The sequence below is a fragment of the Tenacibaculum sp. UWU-22 genome (genome assembly GCF_041021355.1).
GTDB lineage: Bacteria > Bacteroidota > Bacteroidia > Flavobacteriales > Flavobacteriaceae > Polaribacter.
The window spans coordinates 1,096,200-1,116,170 of the sequence record NZ_JBFNGP010000001.1; the positions used below are offsets into that span (position 1 = coordinate 1,096,200).

The window sequence follows — 19,971 nt, forward strand, 5'->3', positions numbered from 1 at the left end:
CACCAAACGAATCAATTATTATAAAAACAAATATTCTTTTTGAATGAAAAAACTACTGCTTATAACCATTTTAATGGTTGCCCATGTTGCTGTGTCTCAGGTTAAATTTTCGGGCATAGTAAAAGATTCTATCGGTACTCCTTTAGAAATGGCGAATCTTGTTGCTATGAATACACAAACTAAAAAATTAGATTCGTATGGTTTTACCGATAGTAAAGGAAATTATAAGCTAAACTTACAAAAAAATAGCATCTACTTAATTAAAGTTAGTTATGTAGGTTTAAAAACTATCGAAATTTCAGTTAATACAGAAGAAAAAGATATTAAAAAAGACATTACTTTACTAAGCGACAATAATCTTGATGAGGTTGAAGTTGTATATAAAATGCCAGTTACCATAAAAGGAGATACCATAGTATATAATGCAGATTCTTTTACTAGTGGTACCGAAAAAAAGTTAGAAGATGTACTAAATAAACTGCCTGGAGTTGAGGTAAATGATGATGGAGAAATAGAAGTAGAGGGTAAAACCGTAAAAAAGGTAATGGTAGAAGGAAAAGATTTTTTTGATGGAGATAGTAAATTAGCTACAAAAAATATTCCTGCCAATGCAATTGATAAAGTGCAAGTGTTAAAAAATTATAGCGAAGTATCACAAATGAGTAGGGTAACGGATAATGAAGATAATGTTGTTATTAATTTAAAGCTAAAAGAAGGAAAAAAGAACTTTTGGTTTGGTGAGGTTACAGCAGGCTATGGTTTAGCAATGCAAGAAGATAGGTATATTGGGCACCCAAAGTTGTTTTATTACAGCCCAAAGTATAGCCTAAATGTAATAACAGATTTTAATAATATTGGTGAAGTGCCATTTACTAGACGAGATTATTATAAATTTACAGGAGGGTTTCGATCGTTGAGCAATAACAATGGTACTAATTTTAACGTAGCATCAAGCGATATTTCTTTTTTAACTTTACGTAATAATAGGGCTAAAGAAATTGAAAACCGATTTGGTGCGTTAAACTTTAGTTATTCAATTAAAAAAACATGGGATGTAAGTGGTTTTGCCATTTATTCGGGTAATGATGTAGACTTAGAAGAAAACACTATTAAAAAATACTACAACTCTAATATTGATAAAAGTTCATTGTCTGCTAATGGTTCTGCCAGTTCAGATTCTGAAAAAATAATTGATACAGAATCAACGCAAAATAAAACCCACCAAAAAAGTGATTTAGGATTGATAAAATTGAGTTCGAGTTATAAACCAAATGTAAACAACCAACTTGATTATGATATTTTTGCCAAAGTTTCTAAGCAGCAACAAAATCAATTTACGCTTTCAACAAGAACCTATTTAAATGCAGATAAACAAGAGGTGCCTATTGAACAATTATCTAATCAAAGCCCATTTTCGTTAAATCAAAATTTAAATTACTATTATACTCTTAACGATAAAAACATATTTGCGTTTCAAGCACAACACATATGGCAAAACGAAGATCCGTTTTATAATGCTATTTTAGACCAATTGTCATTTGCTAATTTAATTGGGCTTGATGTATCTGCTAATCCTTTTAATATTAGTCAAGATAAAAAAATTAAAACGAGTAAAATAGACGCTATACTAGATTATTATTATGTAATCAATCCAAAAAACAACATTAATGTAACCTTCGGAAGCATTGTAAGCAATCAACAATTTAATTCTAATATTTTTGAAATTTTAGACGGCAATAAAAATCAAATTACAAATACATCTTCGACAAATGATGTGCGTTTTTCATTTAACGATATATATGCAGGGTTGCATTATAAATTTATAGCAGGAATGTTTACTTTTAATCAAGGGGTTACTCTGCATTCGTATCTTTCTAAAAATACCCAATTAGGTAGTGTGTATAAGAATGAATTTACCAAATTATTACCAGATGCATCGATTAAAGTTAGTTTAAAAAAATCGGAAACATTACGATTAAACTATGCTATGAAAACCAGCTTTACCGATGTAAATCAATTAGCAGAAGGGTTTGTATTTAACAATTATAATAGTTTGTATAGCGGCAATAGAGAATTAGAAAATGCGCTTTCACATAATGTTGGGCTAAATTATTCTAGTTTTAATATGTTTAATTATACAAATATTTTTGCCGCTATAAATTATAATAAACGTATTAATTCGGTTAAAAGTAATACCGAGTTTTTAGGGGTAAACCAAGTACGCACATCAGTAAACTCACTTTTTCCAGACGAGTCTATTTCTGCCAATGCAAATTTGCAAAGAGCGTTTAGAAAATTTAAATTAACCATAGGGGGTAATGCTTCGTATTCAAAATCGAACAGCTTAATAACCGATAGAATTAGTAAAACAACATATAACCGTTTATCAAAAACATTTTCGCAAGCTTATAAAACAAGGTTTAGTACCAGCTTTAAAGATGCGCCTAATTTTGACATTGGTTACAACATAGCTATTAATAAATCTAATATTGGTGGCGCCGAAAACACTTTTGTAACTCATAGCCCATTTTTAAATATGGATGCTGCTTTTTTACGAGATTTTATTTTTACCTCTAGATATACCTATAATAAAGTATTACGAAATGGTAATGAAATTGATAAATACGGATTTTTAAGAGCAGATTTAACATATCAGAAAAAAGATAGTAAGTGGGAATATAAAGTTGGCGTTACAAACCTGTTAAATGCCAGAAGTTTAAACCAAAATAGCAGCAATGATATTTTTGTAAGTAATACAGACTATGTAATACAACCTAGAATTGCTGTATTTAGTGTTAAATATGATTTATAAACCAACAAACAAACGCTATCTTGTTCAGTTAAAAACATAGCAAACGCTTTTTCTTTAGGCGATATAAATCGACTGGTATGGTTTTTTTATTTCCTTAACAAAATATTCGTTAAAAAACTGCACCTTTGTAGTTATGAAAATCTATTCTATAGAAACAGGAAACTTTAGGTTAGACGGAGGGGCTATGTTTGGAGTAGTTCCCAAATCCATTTGGCAAAAAACAAATCCTGCCGATAATAACAATATGATTCCGATGAGTATGCGCTGTATGCTTATAGAAGATGGCAACCGATTGACTTTAGTTGATACTGGAATGGGAAATAAACAGTCAGATAAATTTTTTGGCTACTACTATCTTTTTGGCGATTTTACTTTAGATAAATCATTAGCTAAATATGGTTTTCATCGAGATGATATAACCGATGTTTTTTTAACTCATTTGCATTTTGACCATTGTGGAGGAGCTATTGAAATTGATAAAACAGGCTATCAACCAGCTTTTAAAAATGCTCGTTTTTGGAGCAATGAACGTCATTGGAACTGGGCAGTAAACCCAAATGCAAGAGAAAAGGCTTCTTTTTTAAAAGAAAACATACTGCCTATTGAAGAAAGTGGTCAATTAAATTTTGTACATCGAAATACCAAAGATCAAGTAGGTTTTGATGTATTGTTTATGGATGGGCATACCGAAAAACAAATGCTTCCAAAGATACGCTATCAAGGTAAAACCATTGTGTTTATGGCAGATTTATTACCAACAGTTGGCCATATTCCATTACCTTATGTTATGGGGTACGATACTCGACCTTTACAAACCCTTAAAGAAAAAGAAGCTTTTTTAAAAGTAGCTGCTGACAGCGAATACTACCTGTTTTTAGAACACGATGCTCATAATGAAGTGTGCACCGTAAAACATACTGAAAAAGGAGTTCGACTAAAAGAAAGTTATAAGTTTACAGATATATTTAATTAAGATAAATAAAATTATGAGAATTTTAAAACCTATTTTTTATACGGCAATTGCTGCAACGGTTTTTGTGAGTTGTAAATCTACAAGCAGACTAGCCAAAATTGCTGTGCCATCAGGATCTGATAATACAATAAACCTTCCTGCAAAAAAAGCACCATTAACTAAAGAACAACGAGAAAATTGGAGCCATTTAGATTTAGCCACCGATACAATACCGGGTATGAGCGTTGAAAAGGCTTACAATTTTGTTAAAACAAAACATAGTGAACCTGTTATTGTTGCTATAGCCGATAGTGGTCTAGATATCGATCATGAAGATTTAAAAGATAATATATGGACCAATCCAAATGAAATTGCAGGTAATGGTAAAGATGATGATAAAAATGGATATGTAGATGATATTCATGGATGGAATTTCCTTGGTAACAAAGCAGGGAAAATTGTAGTTGCAGATCAACTAGAAATTACCCGAATTGTTAAAAAGGGAATGGATAAATTTGGTGATAAAAAAGCTTCTGAAATAGCAAATGCAGATAAAGCTGAATACGAACAATATTTAAAGTTAAAAGAAGAAGTTCAAAAAAGAGTAGAATCAGACAAAAAGCGAATAGAAAATTTAAACCAAGAAGAAGAACGCTTAAAAGCCATTGGAGAAGAGTTTGTAGCAGTAAAAAAACACTTGGGTAAAAATACATTTACGATAGACGATTTAAAAGCTATTAAAACTAGCGATGTAAAATTAGCCGATCAGGTGGCGGATTTAATTGGTCTTTATAGCAGAGGATTAGATGAAGATAAGTTTATCGATTACCAAGAAGGTTTACTAGAGTATAAGAAAGGCTTAGAAGAAGGCAAGCATTATGATTTAAACTTTAATGCTCGTCAATCTTTAGGAGACGATTTGTCGGATATTAATGATAAATATTATGGCAATAATAATGTAATTGGTTCTAAAGATGATGAAATTCATGCAACCCACGTAGCAGGAATTGTAGGAGCTATTCGAGGTAATGGTAAAGGAGTTGATGGTGTTGTTGCCAATGTAAAATTAATGTCGGTTCGTATTGTACCCGATGGTGATGAACACGATAAAGATGTAGCTTTAGGGTTACGTTATGCTGTAGATAATGGTGCAAAGGTAATTAACACTAGTTTTGGCAAAGGATATTCGCCAAATAAACAATGGGTTTTTGATGCTATTAAGTATGCAGCTTCTAAAGATGTGTTAATTGTAAATGCGGCAGGCAATGATGGTAAAAATATCGATGTAGAAAAAACCTATCCAAACGATTCAAAAGATTTAATTCACGAAATTTCAGATAATGTACTTACTGTAGGGGCTATGAGTGCTAATTATAACGAAAATTTACCAGCAACTTTTTCTAATTATGGTAAAATAAATGTTGATGTATTTGCACCGGGCGTACAAGTGTATTCTACAGTGCCTAAAAACAAATATCGCTTTTTAAGTGGTACTTCTATGGCAGCCCCTTCGGCAGCTGGTGTAGCAGCATTAGTTCGTTCATATTATCCACAATTGTCTGCTAGTCAGGTAAAACATATTTTAATGAACTCGGGCACAAAAATTAACCTTGAGGTAATTAAACCAGGTTCGAAAACAGCAGAAAATCCAAGTGGCGAAAAAATCAATTTTTCTCAATTGTCTGTTTCTGGTCGTATAGTAAATGCATATAACGCTTTAAAAATGGCAGACCAAATGGTAAATGGAAAATAATTAAAAAAAAGCATTCTTTAATAAAAGCTGTCTAAAAGGTATTATTTAGAAAACTGTTAAATTAGCACAGTAGTTTAAAATACTTTTCAGATAGCTTTTTTAATTAAAAATACGGTAATTTATGAAATACAACATCTTTTTAACAACCCTAATGTTAGCAATTGTTTCGTGTGCTTCTACATCTTCAAAAATAACAAATAGCAGTAGTGTAATAACCAAAAACACTTCAAATTACTATTGGCAGCAACATGTTAATTATACGATGGATATTGATATGGATGTAAATAATTATCAATATAAAGGAAAACAAACCCTTGTGTACACCAACAATTCGCCTGATGAATTAAAAAAAGTTTTTTATCATTTATACTTTAATGCTTTTCAACCAGGGTCACAAATGGATGTTCGTTCGAGAACTATTAAAGATCCAGATCAAAGAGTTGGCGATAGAATTAGCAAATTATCTCCGTCAGAAATAGGATATATAAAAGTAAATTCATTAACCCAAGACGGTACTTCTGTTTCATACAAAATGGTAGGAACTATTTTAGAAGTTACATTAAACAAACCCATTAAATCGGGTGAGTCAGTAACATTTAAAATGAATTTTGATGCACAAGTACCTGTTCAAATTCGTCGTTCAGGAAGAAACAATAAAGAAGGCGTTGCCTTATCTATGACACAGTGGTATCCTAAAATGGCAGAATATGATGTTCAAGGATGGCATACACCACCTTATATTGGTCGCGAATTTTATGGCGTTTGGGGTGATTTTGATGTGACACTTCATATTGATAAAAAATATACGGTTGGAGGTACTGGATATTTACAAAATCCGCAAGCCGTAGGGCATGGATATCAAGATGCCAGCAAGCCTTTAAATCTTCCTTCTGGAAAAAAATTAACTTGGCATTTTAAAGCTTCAAATATTCACGATTTTACATGGGCTGCAGACCCAGAATACATTCATGATATATTTAAAATGAAAAATGGAATTGATTTACATTTTTTATACAAAAAAACATTAGATGCTTCGCAAATTGAAAGTTGGAAAAAGCTACAGCCTAAAACAGCAGAGTTAGTAAATTATTATAGTACTCATGTAGGTCAATATCCGTATAAGCAATACTCGGTAATTCAAGGAGGGGATGGCGGAATGGAGTATGCCATGTGTACCTTAATTACAGGACAAAGAATATGGGAAAGCCTTTTTGGAGTTACAGCACATGAGTTGGCGCATTCTTGGTTTCAATTTTTATTAGCCTCTAATGAAATTATGCATCCTTGGATGGACGAAGGTTTTACGACGTATATTTCAACTAAAGCAGAAAATGAAATCTTAAAAAAAGGATTGCCAAACCCCTATGCAGATACTTATAAAGCATATGAATTATTGGTAAATAACGGATATGAAGAGCCTCTTTCTACTCAAGCAGATAGGTATGATACCAATTGGGCTTATGGTGTTGGTAGTTACTTTAAAGGAAGTATTTTTTTAAGCCAATTAGAATATATTATTGGAAAAGAAAATGTTGCTAAGGGTTTACAAAAGTATTTTAATGATTTTGCTTTTAAACACCCAACGCCCAATGATATTAAAAGAAGTATGGAAAAAGTTTCGGGTATTCATTTAGATTGGTATTTAAACGAATGGACAGAAACTACCCATACTATAGATTACGGAATAAAATCGGTAGTTAATAAAACAATTACCTTAGAGCGAATTGGAAAAATGCCAATGCCCATAGATGTTACGGTTAATTATACAGACGGAACAAGTGGAAATTTCACAATTCCATTACAGCTAATGCGTGGAGAAAAAGCAACATCGGCTACAACTTTAAAAGATTGGGGTTGGGCAAATCCAACCTATACCTTTGAGGTTTCTAAACCCGTGAAATCTGTAGAAATTGACCCATCAAAATTAATGGCAGACATTAATGCAGAAAATAATTCTTATACCGTAAAATAACAGGTTCGAAAGCTTTTTTTATTTTAAAGTTTCAGGTATCTCACATATAGGTATAGGAATCATTTTATGTTGATTAATTGTATTTAATCGTATATATATTTTATAAACCTCTTGTTCACGACCCTTAAAATCGTTAAGGGTCTTACCTTTTTGTTGCATTTCCATAGCCCATTCTAATTCATCATAAGATGCACCAATTTGATCTTCGTCGGTTCTGCTATCGCCAAATAAACCATCAGTAGGTTGTGCTTTTTGTATCGATTTTGGCACCTCTAAATATTCGCCTAAGGCATACACCTCTGATTTTACCAAATCGGCAATAGGACTTATATCTACACCGCCGTCGCCATATTTTGTAAAAAAACCTACGCCAAAATCTTCTATTTTATTTCCCGTTCCAGCAACTAATAAACCGTGTAGCCCAGCAAAATAGTACAGAGTGGTCATTCGTAAACGAGCACGCGTGTTTGCTAAGGCTAAATCTAGTTTTTCAGAGGGCAATTCTTTAGGAACAACGGTTTTAAAATTTTCGAAAGTAGTGGTTAAATTTACGTCAACTTCACTTACATTTTTAAATTGTTTGCGTAGCTGTGCAATATGCTCATTAGCTCTATTTACTTGGGTTTTTGCTTGATGAATGGGTAATTCAACACATAAAGTTGTTAATCCTGTTTTAGCGCATAAAGTAGAGGTTACCGCACTGTCAATTCCGCCAGAAATACCCACTACAAAGCCATTTACTTTAGCATTTAAAGCATATTCTTTTAACCATTTTATAATATGTTCTGATACTTTTCGAGCGTTCATTTTAAACTATTTTAGTAATTTTGACGTTTTGTTTTAAACAGCTAAGATACTAACAAAAATGCAAAAATATTTATTCCTTATTTTTATAGTTGCCCAATTAATGTCATGTAAAAAATCGTTAAAAAAAGATATTGATGTTTCTGCAATACCTGTACAGATAACTATGCAAAGGTTTGAAACAGATTTTTACACAGCCTCTAAAAAAGACTTGCCGAAATTAAAGAAAAAATACCCTTTGTTATTTCCAAACAAAGTAGCGGATAGTGTTTGGGTAAATAAAATTAATAATAAAGACGAGCAAGAATTATTTAATGAAACGCAAAAAGCGTTTAAAAATATTTCTGATGTTAAAGAACAACTTACATTGTTGTTTAAGCATATAAAGTATTATAATTCTAACTTTAAATCGCCTAAGGTAATTACTTTAATTACCGATATCGATTACGATAATAGAGTAGTATATGCAGATAGTTTACTGCTAATTTCTTTAGATGCATATTTAGGCGAACATCATAAATTTTATAGTGATTTTCCTCAATACATAAAACAAAACAACACAAAACAACATTTAATTGTTGATGTTGCTAAAAAAATTATTGATAAGCAATTACCCCCAAATAGAGCGCGAACGTTTCTTAATAAAATGATTTATGAAGGAAAAAAAATGTATCTATTAGACGCATATTTGCCTACTGTATCTGACAAAGAAAAAATGGGTTGTACACTTGAAAAATTAAATTGGGCACAAAATTCAGAAGAAGAAATTTGGAAATATTTTATAGAAAACCAATTACTGTATAGCACCAATTCTAAGTTAAACCAACGGTTTATAGATGTTGCCCCTTTTTCTAAATTTTATTTAGAACAAGATAATTTATCTCCGGGTCAAATAGGGGTATATATAGGGTGGCAAATTGTACGCTCGTATATGCAAAATAATACTGTATCTTTGCCGCAAATGCTACAGACATCTGAAGAAGAAATTTTTAAAAAATCTAGATATAAACCCAGACGATAAATGGCTAAAACACATACTTCTGAAATACAATTTAAAGTAGAATTAGATGAAAATCGGATTCCTGAAAAAATTTCTTGGAATGCCGAAGATGGTGGTATAAAAAACGAACAAACTAAGGCGATTATGTTGTCGGTTTGGGATGCGAAACAGAAAGATACTTTACGTATGGATTTGTGGACAAAGGATATGCCTGTTGATGAAATGAAACAATTTTTTCATCAAACATTAGTGTCAATGGCAAATACTTTTGAAAGAGCCACAGATGATCAAAAAATGAGTGCTACCATGCGTGACTTTTGTGCTTATTTTGCTGAAAAATTGGAACTTATAAAGAAATAATGCGACATACTTTATTTTTGGCATAACAACTCAGAGTTGCTGAAAATAAAATTTTGCCGATTAATAATTTTTTATCTTATCAATAATAATTTGATAATCTTCAAAATTATTTACAAAGTCTAAATTAGAAATATCAATGACTAAAATAGTTAGATTTTGTTCTGTTTTTAAAAAATTAGCATACCCCTCTTGAATTTTTTCTAGATAACTGGGTTTGATGTGTTGTTCATAATCGCGTCCGCGATTTTTAATATTTTGTAATAACCGATTTGTGTTTTGATGTAGGTATATGTATAAATCGGGTTTGTGAATGTCTTTATACAGCAAATCAAACATTTTTCGATAAACTTTATATTCGTCGTTATGTAAGGTTATTTGTGCAAAAATTAATGATTTAAGAATATAATAATCAGAAACAATTAATTTTTTAAATAAGTTAAGTTGGGTTAAATCGGCTGAAAGTTGCTGGTGCCGATCAGCTAAAAAACTCATTTCGAGTGGAAAAGCATAACGCTTATTATCAGTATAAAATTTAGGTAAAAAAGGGTTTTCGGCAAACTGCTCAAGTATTAATTTTGCATTAAATTGATTGGATATTTTTTTTGCTAAAGAGGTTTTGCCTGCGCCAATATTTCCTTCAATAGCGATGTAATTATACTTTTCTAAAATAGAAGTAGGTTTTTTTAATTGTTCTTTTATAACTGATATTTTTGAAGCGTCGGTACATGCTTGCAAACAGGTTAAAATGCTTTTTTTAGTAATTGGATGAATAATTTTTGGGGCAATTTCTGCTAGAGGAACTAATACGAATTTACGAGAAAGCATTCGCGGATGCGGAACGGTTATGTTTTCAGAAAAAATAGTTTCATTGTTAAATAGCAAAATATCAATGTCAATAATTCTGTCGATATAATTATTGTCAGTAGAACGTATTCTTCCTATTTCTTTTTCAATTAATAAAACACATTTTATTAGTTTTTCAGATGATAAATAGGTTGATATTTTTATAACGGTATTTAAAAATTCACTACCATTAAACCCTAATGCGGGTGTTTTATATACCGAAGCTATGTTTTGTATCGTTCCAATTTTGTTAGCTATTAAATCAACGGCTTTTTGTAGGTTTTCTAGTCTATTTCCTTGATTACTGCCTAATGATAAATATGCGATATGTTGTATTTTCATTGATTAATAGGTGACGTAGATTTTTAACCCTAGCGACATTTTTTCAATTTATACAAAGAAACAAAAAGGAATAAAAAAAATCGGTAATTAATATACCGATTTTTTTATTATTGTTATATAAAAGCAATTGTTATGCTTCTTTTTTATGAAACTTTGGCTTTTTATCGCTAGTGTTATTATCGTGTTTACGATTATCTCTAGCGGGTTTATTAGCGGTATAGTTTTCTGGTTTTGGTAATAAAGCTTTTCTTGAAACTTTTTCTTTACGAGTTTTAGGGTCTACACCAAAATATTTTACGTCAAAAACATCTCCAATATTTACCACATCCGTAACGTTGTTTGTACGCTCCCAAGCCAACTCGCTAATGTGTAATAAAACTTCGTTTCCTGGAGCTTCTGTATATTCTACTACAGCACCAAAATCTAATATTTTTATTACTTTTACTTCGTAAACCGACCCTTTTTCAGGTTTAAACATCATTGCATCAATTCGTGCAATAACCTTGTCAATTCCTTCTTGATTAACTCCTAAAATTTCAACAATTCCTTCTTCTGTTACAGGGTCTTCGTTAATAACAATAGTTGTGCCTGTTTCTTTTTGAAGTTCTTGTATGTGTTTTCCGCTAGGGCCAATAAAAGGACCGATTAAATCGTTAGGGATAATTCGGTTTATCATTTTTGGAGCATGTGCTTTTACACCTGCATTTGGTGTTGCAATAGTATCCGTAATTTTTCCTAAAATATGTAAACGACCTTCGCGAGCTTGTTTTAAGGCATTTACTAAGATTTCATAGCTTAATCCTTTGATTTTTATATCCATTTGACAAGCTGTAATTCCGTCTGCTGTACCAGTTACTTTAAAGTCCATATCACCTAAATGATCTTCATCACCTAAAATATCTGATAATACGGCATAGCGATTACCGTCAGAAATTAATCCCATTGCAATACCTGAAACAGGTTTTTTCATTTGCACTCCAGCATCCATAAGTGCCATTGTACCAGAACAAACCGTTGCCATAGAAGAAGACCCATTAGATTCTAATATTTCTGAAACAACTCTTACAGTATATGGAAAATCATCAGGAATCATTCCTTTTAAAGCTCTTTGAGCTAAGTTTCCGTGTCCGATTTCACGACGAGAAGTACCTCTTAACGGACGAGCTTCACCTGTTGAAAATGGAGGGAAATTATAATGTAGATAAAATTTTTCTTCTCCTTGTATTGTTGGAGAGTCTATCATATTTGCATCGCGAGAGGTTCCTAAGGTAACAGTTGCTAGTGCTTGTGTTTCTCCTCTTGTAAAAATTGCAGAACCGTGTGTTCGTGGTAAGTAATCTATTTCACACCAAATAGGGCGAATATCTGTTGTAGTACGCCCATCTAATCTTAAGTTTTCGTTTAAGGTTAAATTTCTAACAGCTTCTTTTTGTGTTTTACCGAAATATTTTTCTATTAAATCGCCATCTTCTTCAATTTCCTCTTCTGTAAATAAAGCGGTTATCTCTTCTTTTACTTCAGAAAAAGCTAATCCTCTTTCTTGTTTAGAAGTTCCTTTTTTGGCAATATCGTAACACTTTTGGTAAGCAGCTTCGTGTATTTTAGCTGCCATTTCTTCGTTTTGTTTTTCTTCTTCGTACTCTCGAGTGTCTTTTTTTCCGACAGCTTCGGCTAATTTTACTTGGGCTTCACATTGAACTTTAATTGCTTCGTGAGCAAATTTAATAGCTTCTGCCATTTCTTCTTCAGAAATTTCTTTCATTTCACCTTCAACCATTGCTACTGAGTCAGCAGAGGCACCAACCATTAAATCAATATCGGCTTCTTCTAATTGCGTATAACTTGGGTTGATAATAAATTCGCCATTTACTCGAGCTACTCGAACCTCTGAAATAGGTGCTTCAAAAGGGATGTCTGATAGTTGAATTGCTGCTGAAGCTGCTAACCCAGCTAACGAATCGGGCATTACATTTTCGTCGTGCGACATTAATTGAATCATTACCTGTGTTTCGGCATGATAATCTTTTGGAAATAATGGACGTAATACACGGTCTACTAAACGCATGGTTAAAATTTCGTCATTACTTGGTCTGGCTTCTCGTTTCATAAAACCTCCTGGATATCGACCCGCAGCAGCAAATTTTTCACGATAATCTACTGTTAAAGGTAAAAAATCAATACCAGGGCTTGCGCTTCTTGCAGAGACAATAGTTGCTAATAGCATAGTGTCTCCCATTTTTACAACAACTGAACCGTCTGCTTGTTTTGCTAATTTTCCGGTTTCTAATGTGATGGTTCTTCCATCTCCAAGTTCAATTACTTGGCTAAATACTGTTGGAATCATAAATAAATTCTTCTAAATTTTTTAAATTAATTTTTTGGTTGTTGTGTGTTGTGTATTGTGTTCCAATGGAAAATCAAAATTGGTATTAGTCAATTTTGAATTTTTATATTTTTTTCGTTGCTAAAATAACGAATGTTGTGTTTATATTATTACGGAAGAGATAAAATAAAAAAGAGACACATTTGTGGTGTGCCTCTTTTTAAGAATTTATTTTCGAATACCTAATTCTTTAATTATTGCACGGTATCTATTAATATCTTTCTTTTTTAAATAATCTAACAAACTTCTACGTTTACCTACTATTTTTACTAGCGAACGCTCGGTGTTAAAATCTTTTCGATTTTGTTTTAAGTGGTTTGTTAAATGGTTAATTCTGTGCGTAAATAACGCAACTTGACCTTCGGCAGAACCTGTATCTGTGGTTCCGTTACCGTGTTTTTTAAAAATTTCTTCTTTAATTTCTTTAGTTAAATACATGCCAATATTATTTTAATAATTTAATGATTTTTATGTACTCAGTACATCTTCTGTATTGAGGTTGCAAATGTACAACTATTTTTTTGATTTTAAATAGATTAGGCTTAATTAATAAAAGAAAAGGTAGGTTATATTTGGTAAGTTGTAAAAATATGGTAGAATATAATAAAACTAAAAAAACCAACGCAGAAGCGTTGGTTTTTTTAGTTGATAATTATTTGTGTAAGATTGTTTACTTATATACTTCTTTAATAAAATCTTCGTAAGTAACATCTTTGGTTTCAAAACTCATGTTTTCTTTGTAAAAATCTAAAAGTTTTTGCGAGATTAACTGTTCTTGTAATCGTTTTGCTTCTTCTTGATTTGATAAAATTCTATTAGCAATATCGTCTAACTCTTTTTCTTCAGGGTTTGCATTGCCGTATTGCGCCATTTGGGCCTTGATAAATCCTTTGGTATAATCAGCTAGTTCTTTATAGTCTATTTTAATATCGTTATCTTTTATGATTTTTCCTTCTATTAATTGATAACGTAATCCTTTTTCTGATTTTTCGTATTCAGCAGCGGCTTCTTCGCTTGTTAATTCTTTTTCTCCAGCAGTTTGCAACCATTTTTGTAAAAATTCTGCTGGCAAATCAAACTGAGTTTCGGCAACCAAATGTTCGGTTATGCTATTTAGTAACTGTTGATCAGCTTGTTGTTGAAATTGTTTTTCAGCATCTTCTTTTATTTTTTCTTTCAACTCGGTTGCTGTTGTAACGCTACCGTCAGGAAACAGCTTGTCAAATAATTCTTTATCTAAATCAGCTAATTCAATCTTAGTAATTTCTTCAATAGTAAAAAATACATCACAATCGATAGTATGCGCTTCATCATGCGAAATACCTAAGGCTCCTTGAAGCTTATGGACGTCGTTAAATAAGTTTTTAGTTTTTAGTTCTAATACATCACCTACTTTAGCTCCAATAAATTTTTTAAGGTTTGTTTTCCCTTTAATATCATTTACAGAAAAGGTAGTTTTTTTGTTTATCTCTTTTTCTTCGTTTACAAAAGTACCTGTTACATTTGTAGCTTCTATAACCTCGTTTTGAGTAGATATTTTTCCGTAACGCGATTGTATGTTTTCTACTTCTTTATCGATTAATTCTTCAGTAGCTTTAATGTTATATTGAGTTACTTTTTTATTAGATTTTAAATTAACGTCAAACTTAGGAGCTAAGCCTAATTCAAATTCGAAAGAGAATTTATCGTTATCCCAAGAAAAATTATCTTGAATTTTAGGTAATGGGTTTCCTAAAATATCTAATTTCTCTTCTACTAAAAAATTGTTTAACGATTCTTGTAAAAGTTTATTTACTTCATCTATCATTACCGATTTTCCATATTGTTTTTTTACCATTCCCATCGGGACATGACCTTTTCTAAAACCTGGAATATTGGCGGTTTTACGATAGTTGTTTAACACTTCGGTTACTTTGTCTTGATAATCATCAGCAACAATATCAACTTTTACAACTGCGTTTAAAGCATCTACATTTTCTTTTGTAATATTCATTTTAAAATCTGTTTTTTACAAATTGGCTGCAAAATTACTACTTTATTTATTGATAACCAAGACTTTTAGACACAATGAAAATATAAAATCTTATATCAGGTAAATTAAAGTAAATAGATGAGCTAAAATAAGGTGTGAAACTTAGATTTAAAGTATATGCTTTTTCTGAAAATTATTTTTTAAACACCTCTTTGTTTGTTGATTTCGTCTTGTAGTTTTCTGCGAAGTTTTTGTTCTTTTTCTAATGATTTTTTTCGATGTTGTTCTAATTCAAGTTCTACTTCAGTTAGCGATTTTTTGGCTTGCTTGGTTAAATAATTACTATTATTAAATCGATAAATAAACAGTATTAAACCAAAAAGTAATAAGCTTATAATTCCCCATAAAATAGTATTGTATGCCGCTTTACTTAGTTGTAAGCCTAGTAGTGAAATACTATTTTCTTTAGTCATAGAAGTTGTTAGGCTTTCATTTAATTTGCTAATTTCACTTTTAAGTGAAGTAATGGTTTCTTGTTGTTTATTTATTGTTTTTTGTTTAAGAACGGCATCACTTTCAATTGCAGAAATACTATCTAATACATTTTTTTGTAGTGTTAAAAAAAGATCTTTTTTTATTACTTTATAAATTTGGTAAGAACCTGATTTTTTATATAGTTTTTGAAACTGCCCTTCTATAGTATTAGGAAATTCAGGCGTTACTTGTTGTTCTTGCGCATTTGTAATATTTATACACCCCCAAAAAAAGATGTAAAATATAAGTAATTTAGATTTCATGAATGAATTTTATTTAGTCTGCAATATAAAAAAAATGTTATAGATAAAAGGGTTGAACGATAATTTTTAAAAAGAGATATATAAGTTTAATAACATAAAAAAAGGCTGCTTTTAAGCAGCCTTTTTTTATGTTATTTCTTAATTAATAAGAAAATTATCTTACAGTAAAAGTAACTCTTCTTACTAATTGTCTAGCCTCTTCTGAATTTTTGTCAACAGAAGCATCTTCTCCGTTTCCTTTATATGTTAATCTACTTGGAGAGATACCTGCAGCAACTAGCACGTCATACACTCTCTTAGCTCTTCTAGTTGATAGGCTTTGATTATTAGTTGTGCTTCCTAATTCGTCTGCATAGCCATCAATTTGGGCAGATGTAGAAGGGTTTTCTGTCATGTACTTAATTAAGTAATTTACAGCTTCTAATGAATGTTTTTGTATGCTACTTTTGCCAAAATCGAAATAAACATTTTGATATCCTTTATTCAGTAATTCTCTAATAAAATCAACTTTTGAAGCTACAGGAGTAACTTTGTTTTCTCCTTTTTTAGAATATCTATTGTCTAGTTCAGATATTAAACCAGATTTGTTAAAGTCTGGTTTGTTATTTAGACTAGCTAATTTTCGTTCAGCTGCTTCTAATCTATTTTTTAAGTTTGCTAAGTCATCGTCAGTTTTAGTTTCGTTTTTAGTATTTACATACCAATCAGCATGTGTTTTGTTTTTACCTAAGTATACATTTAAACCAATAGAAGCGGTAAAAATTTCTCCACTTATACGCATTGTACTGGTTGTTCCATAACCATCAAACGAACGACTTTGATAAAAATGAGCAATTGTGCTAGCGTCTAAAAATAAAGCAACTCGATCGGCAAGTTTAATTTGAGGTGTTATACCAACCACCATGTTTATCATTTTGTCATTAGAGTTATTAGCTGAGGTAGGTTTAAGTAAAGATAATCCTGCGCCTGCATGCATCAATAGGTTTATGCTTTTAGTCCAGTCACTAAAATTAAATAGACTACCCAAATTAACTACCCCTTCTAAAGTACCTCTATAATAATCTGAATTAAAAGGTTTGCTACGCTTGCCTTCTGAGAATTTGTTGTAACCAAAGTCTGCTCGTAAACCAAATTTTTCATTAAGCATATAGCGACCGCTAATGTTTGCTTGCCATAAAGCAGGAGTGTTAGTTCTATAGCCAGAAGACATAGGGAATACAGGCTTGTGTGCGCCAAACCCTAAATCGATAGACCATTTGTTGAAATCTTGTGCGTTTACTTGTGTTAATGTAAATAACACAACAGCAAACGCTGTTGTTAGTTTTTTCATAGCTTTAATTTAAATGATTAAATAAGAACAAATATACTACTATTTATTGATTTATAATAAATTTATGTTTTTAATATTTTGTTTTTTGGTTATATTATTGATGTTCTAAAAGTCTAACCTTACCCGTGTGTAAAGAATAAATGCCGCCAACGATAGCAATTTTGTCGCTAGCTTCCATTTTTTCTAGTATAGGGCTTTTTTTACGGATACGGTTAATGGTTAAACGTACATTTTCTTCTACAGTTTTATTTACAAATTCTGTGTTTTTTGAATTTAATTCTCCTTCAACTTTTTCGCTAGCTACTTTAGTTGCAGGATAAATATTTTCTAACATTTTTGTAATGTTTCCCATTTCTACTTTATCACAAGCAGCTTTAACAGCTCCGCAATTTTCATGACCTAAAACAAATATTAGTTTACTACCAGCAACCGCACATGAGTATTCCATACTGCCTAGAATATCCGTGTTTTCAAAATTGCCAGCTACACGAGCCACAAAAATATCTCCAATAGTTTGGTCAAAAACCATTTCTACAGGTACTCGTGAATCAATACACGATAATATTACTGCTTTTGGAAATTGACCTTTTGTTGTTTCATTAACTAATGCTGTTACATTAGAAGGGGTTAAGTTATTATTAATATATCTATTATTTCCGTCAAGTAAATCTTTTAGAACACTTTTAGGAGTTAAATTTTCTTGTATATTTTTTGTAATAGCTGAATTTCTCATTTTTTATTTATTTTTTTGTTCTTGTACATTTTTTAGTATCCAATCTAAACAATTGTTAAACGTTTTAAAAATATGTTCTCTTGGTATTAAGTCAGGGATAATATCAATACGTTCCATCATATATTGGGGTTGTTTCAATACATCAACTAATAAAACAGAAATGCCATCTTTTTCTAAAGAAACCAACATGTCTTCTAAAGCGTATAGCCCTGATTGGTCAATATATTGCATTCTATCCATTCTAATTATTACATGCGAAGCCGTACTGGGAATTTGTTTTGTTAATTGTTGAAAATCGCTAGTAGAACCGAAAAAAAGAGGGCCTTTAATGTGTTTAATAAACACCTCTTCTTTTAAGTTTTCAGGAAAGTTTTTTTCATCTTTCCAAGCCTCCTCCTTTAAAGGTTTAATATCAGAACGCTCTGCTGTTAAATCGCCAATTTTTTTCATAAACATTAAAGAAGCGATTACTAAACCAATACCTACGGCATACACCAAATTCCAAAAGGTTGATAACACTAGAACGACCAACATAATAATTACTTCGGAACTTATTTTTAAAGGTCCTATTTTGGTGTCTTTAGGTAAATTAGGTATGGCTCGCAAACCTTTATAATCCATTACCCCAATACCTACTGTAATTAGGATGCCTGCTAAAACTGAAGCGGGGATTTTTGAGGCAATAGGCCCTAGTCCAAGTAAGATGATTAATAGCATTATCCCTGCAATCATTCCAGAAAGTTTAGTTTTTCCTCCAGCATTAATATTTACTACGGTACGTATGGTAGCTCCTGCACCAGGAATTCCTCCAAAAATAGCCGCAATACTGTTTCCGATACCCTGACCTATTAATTCTTTATTTGGTTTATGTTTGGTTTTGGTCATATTATCGGCCACAACACTTGTTAATAATGAGTCTATTGCGCCTAGTAATGCTAGTGTTAGAGCTGTAAAAACGTAAGGGGTTATACTTGAAAAAGTAAAATGGGTAAAAATATCTAAATTAGGAATAGGAAATCCGCCAGGAATTTTTTCAATTGGACGATAGTTTAAGTCAAAACCAACCGCAATGCCTGAGACAACTATTAGCGCTACCAATGTGCTTGGTATAGCGGTAGTAATGCGCTTAAAGCCATAAATAATAATAATTGTTCCTAAAGCTAAAAGTAGTTCTAACCAATTAATGTTTTGAACAGCTCTAGGCAATACCTTTAAAGTGCCCAGAACCCCCGAGGCGTTTTTGCCCGCTAGTGTTTTACTTTCTTTTAAAATTTCGGCATCACTTGTTTTTTCGGCTCTTTTAATCGTTTCTTTAAAATCTTCAAGAACTAAAATTCCTTCGTTGGCCTCTTCTTTTAAAATATTTTGAAGAATAATTTCTTCAGCTTGCGGTTTAAACTGCTCTACAAATTGAGTGTCTTCTTTGGCATAGTAACCAATAGAAGGCAGTATTTGTGTTATTAAAATAATAACACCAATAGCGGTCATAAACCCAGAAACTACAGGGTAAGGAATGTATCGTATATATTTACCTAAACCAATAGCGCCTAACCCAATTTGTAATATGCCAGCTAGTAAAAAAACAGATAAAATAGCAGGTAAGGCTTTGTTTACATCTCCGTCATTAGAAGCAATAATTCCTGCAATTACCACCATGCTTACGGCTGTCATAGGGGCTGTTGGTCCTGATATTTGAGTATTGGTTCCACCAAATAAAGCAGCAAAAAAGCTAATAAAAATGGCTCCGTATAATCCTGCACTAGGCCCTAATCCAGAAGAAACCCCAAAGGCTAAGGCTAATGGTAGCGCAACAATTCCTGCGGTAATGCCTCCAAAGGCATCTCCTTTTATATTTGAAAAAAGTTTTTTCATATATAGTTGTATAAATTTTAAAGTTAAAAAATAGTTGTTTTGAGGG

15 protein-coding genes are annotated in these 19,971 nt (G+C 31.7%); 6 read left to right on the plus strand and 9 right to left on the minus strand.

The features are described from left to right. Window positions 1-43 precede the first annotated feature (43 nt). From AB2B44_RS04905 to AB2B44_RS04920, 4 genes are all read left to right on the plus strand, one after another. Window positions 44-2,812, plus strand: coding sequence for a carboxypeptidase-like regulatory domain-containing protein (locus AB2B44_RS04905; RefSeq protein ID WP_369048426.1), 2,769 nt, complete (start codon window positions 44-46; stop codon window positions 2,810-2,812). A gap of 133 nt (window positions 2,813-2,945) precedes the next feature. Beyond that, the gene (locus AB2B44_RS04910; protein ID WP_369048427.1) at window positions 2,946-3,785 is read left to right on the plus strand and encodes an MBL fold metallo-hydrolase; all 840 of its coding nucleotides are present in this window, start codon (window positions 2,946-2,948) and stop codon (window positions 3,783-3,785) included. Window positions 3,786-3,798: 13 nt separating this feature from the next. After that, window positions 3,799-5,517 carry a S8 family serine peptidase gene (locus tag AB2B44_RS04915; RefSeq protein ID WP_369048428.1) on the plus strand — a complete coding sequence of 573 codons (1,719 nt, stop codon included), beginning with the start codon at window positions 3,799-3,801 and terminating at the stop codon, window positions 5,515-5,517. Between the two features lie 121 nt (window positions 5,518-5,638). Beyond that, window positions 5,639-7,489 (plus strand): M1 family metallopeptidase, encoded by a 1,851-nt coding sequence (locus AB2B44_RS04920; protein WP_369048429.1) that lies wholly within the window; start codon window positions 5,639-5,641, stop codon window positions 7,487-7,489. Window positions 7,490-7,507: 18 nt separating this feature from the next. On the opposite strand, the gene nadE is transcribed toward AB2B44_RS04920, so the two are convergent. After that, the gene (gene nadE, locus AB2B44_RS04925; RefSeq protein WP_369048430.1) at window positions 7,508-8,296 is read right to left on the minus strand and encodes an NAD(+) synthase; all 789 of its coding nucleotides are present in this window, start codon (window positions 8,294-8,296) and stop codon (window positions 7,508-7,510) included. Window positions 8,297-8,354: 58 nt separating this feature from the next. Between nadE and gldB the strand changes: the two genes are divergently transcribed. Further along, window positions 8,355-9,314 carry a gliding motility lipoprotein GldB gene (gene gldB, locus AB2B44_RS04930; RefSeq protein ID WP_369048431.1) on the plus strand — a complete coding sequence of 320 codons (960 nt, stop codon included), beginning with the start codon at window positions 8,355-8,357 and terminating at the stop codon, window positions 9,312-9,314. Beyond that, complete coding sequence (gene gldC, locus AB2B44_RS04935) at window positions 9,315-9,653, plus strand: gliding motility protein GldC (protein ID WP_369048432.1); 339 nt, start codon at window positions 9,315-9,317, stop codon at window positions 9,651-9,653. A 60-nt stretch (window positions 9,654-9,713) separates the two neighbouring features. Here gldC and folK read toward each other — a convergent pair whose 3' ends face one another. From folK to AB2B44_RS04975, 8 genes are all read right to left on the minus strand, one after another. After that, window positions 9,714-10,838: a 2-amino-4-hydroxy-6-hydroxymethyldihydropteridine diphosphokinase gene (gene folK, locus AB2B44_RS04940; protein WP_369048433.1), complete on the minus strand. Its 1,125-nt coding sequence runs from the start codon at window positions 10,836-10,838 to the stop codon at window positions 9,714-9,716. Window positions 10,839-10,968: 130 nt separating this feature from the next. Then, window positions 10,969-13,182, minus strand: a complete 2,214-nt coding sequence (locus AB2B44_RS04945; protein WP_369048434.1) for a polyribonucleotide nucleotidyltransferase — start codon at window positions 13,180-13,182, stop codon at window positions 10,969-10,971. Window positions 13,183-13,389: 207 nt separating this feature from the next. Continuing rightward, on the minus strand, window positions 13,390-13,659 hold the full coding sequence (gene rpsO, locus AB2B44_RS04950) for a 30S ribosomal protein S15 (RefSeq protein ID WP_369048435.1): 270 nt from the start codon (window positions 13,657-13,659) through the stop codon (window positions 13,390-13,392). A 232-nt stretch (window positions 13,660-13,891) separates the two neighbouring features. Continuing rightward, window positions 13,892-15,214, minus strand: coding sequence for a trigger factor (tig, locus tag AB2B44_RS04955; protein WP_369048436.1), 1,323 nt, complete (start codon window positions 15,212-15,214; stop codon window positions 13,892-13,894). A 179-nt stretch (window positions 15,215-15,393) separates the two neighbouring features. Continuing rightward, a complete protein-coding gene (locus AB2B44_RS04960) occupies window positions 15,394-15,990 on the minus strand; it encodes a hypothetical protein (RefSeq protein WP_369048437.1) in 597 nt (198 codons plus the stop codon). Window positions 15,991-16,144: 154 nt separating this feature from the next. Further along, window positions 16,145-17,320, minus strand: a complete 1,176-nt coding sequence (locus AB2B44_RS04965; protein WP_369048438.1) for an OmpA family protein — start codon at window positions 17,318-17,320, stop codon at window positions 16,145-16,147. A 94-nt stretch (window positions 17,321-17,414) separates the two neighbouring features. Then, window positions 17,415-18,053, minus strand: coding sequence for a carbonic anhydrase family protein (locus AB2B44_RS04970; RefSeq protein WP_369048439.1), 639 nt, complete (start codon window positions 18,051-18,053; stop codon window positions 17,415-17,417). 3 nt (window positions 18,054-18,056) lie between these two features. Then, window positions 18,057-19,925, minus strand: coding sequence for a SulP family inorganic anion transporter (locus AB2B44_RS04975; RefSeq protein ID WP_369048440.1), 1,869 nt, complete (start codon window positions 19,923-19,925; stop codon window positions 18,057-18,059). Window positions 19,926-19,971: the final 46 nt, after the last annotated feature.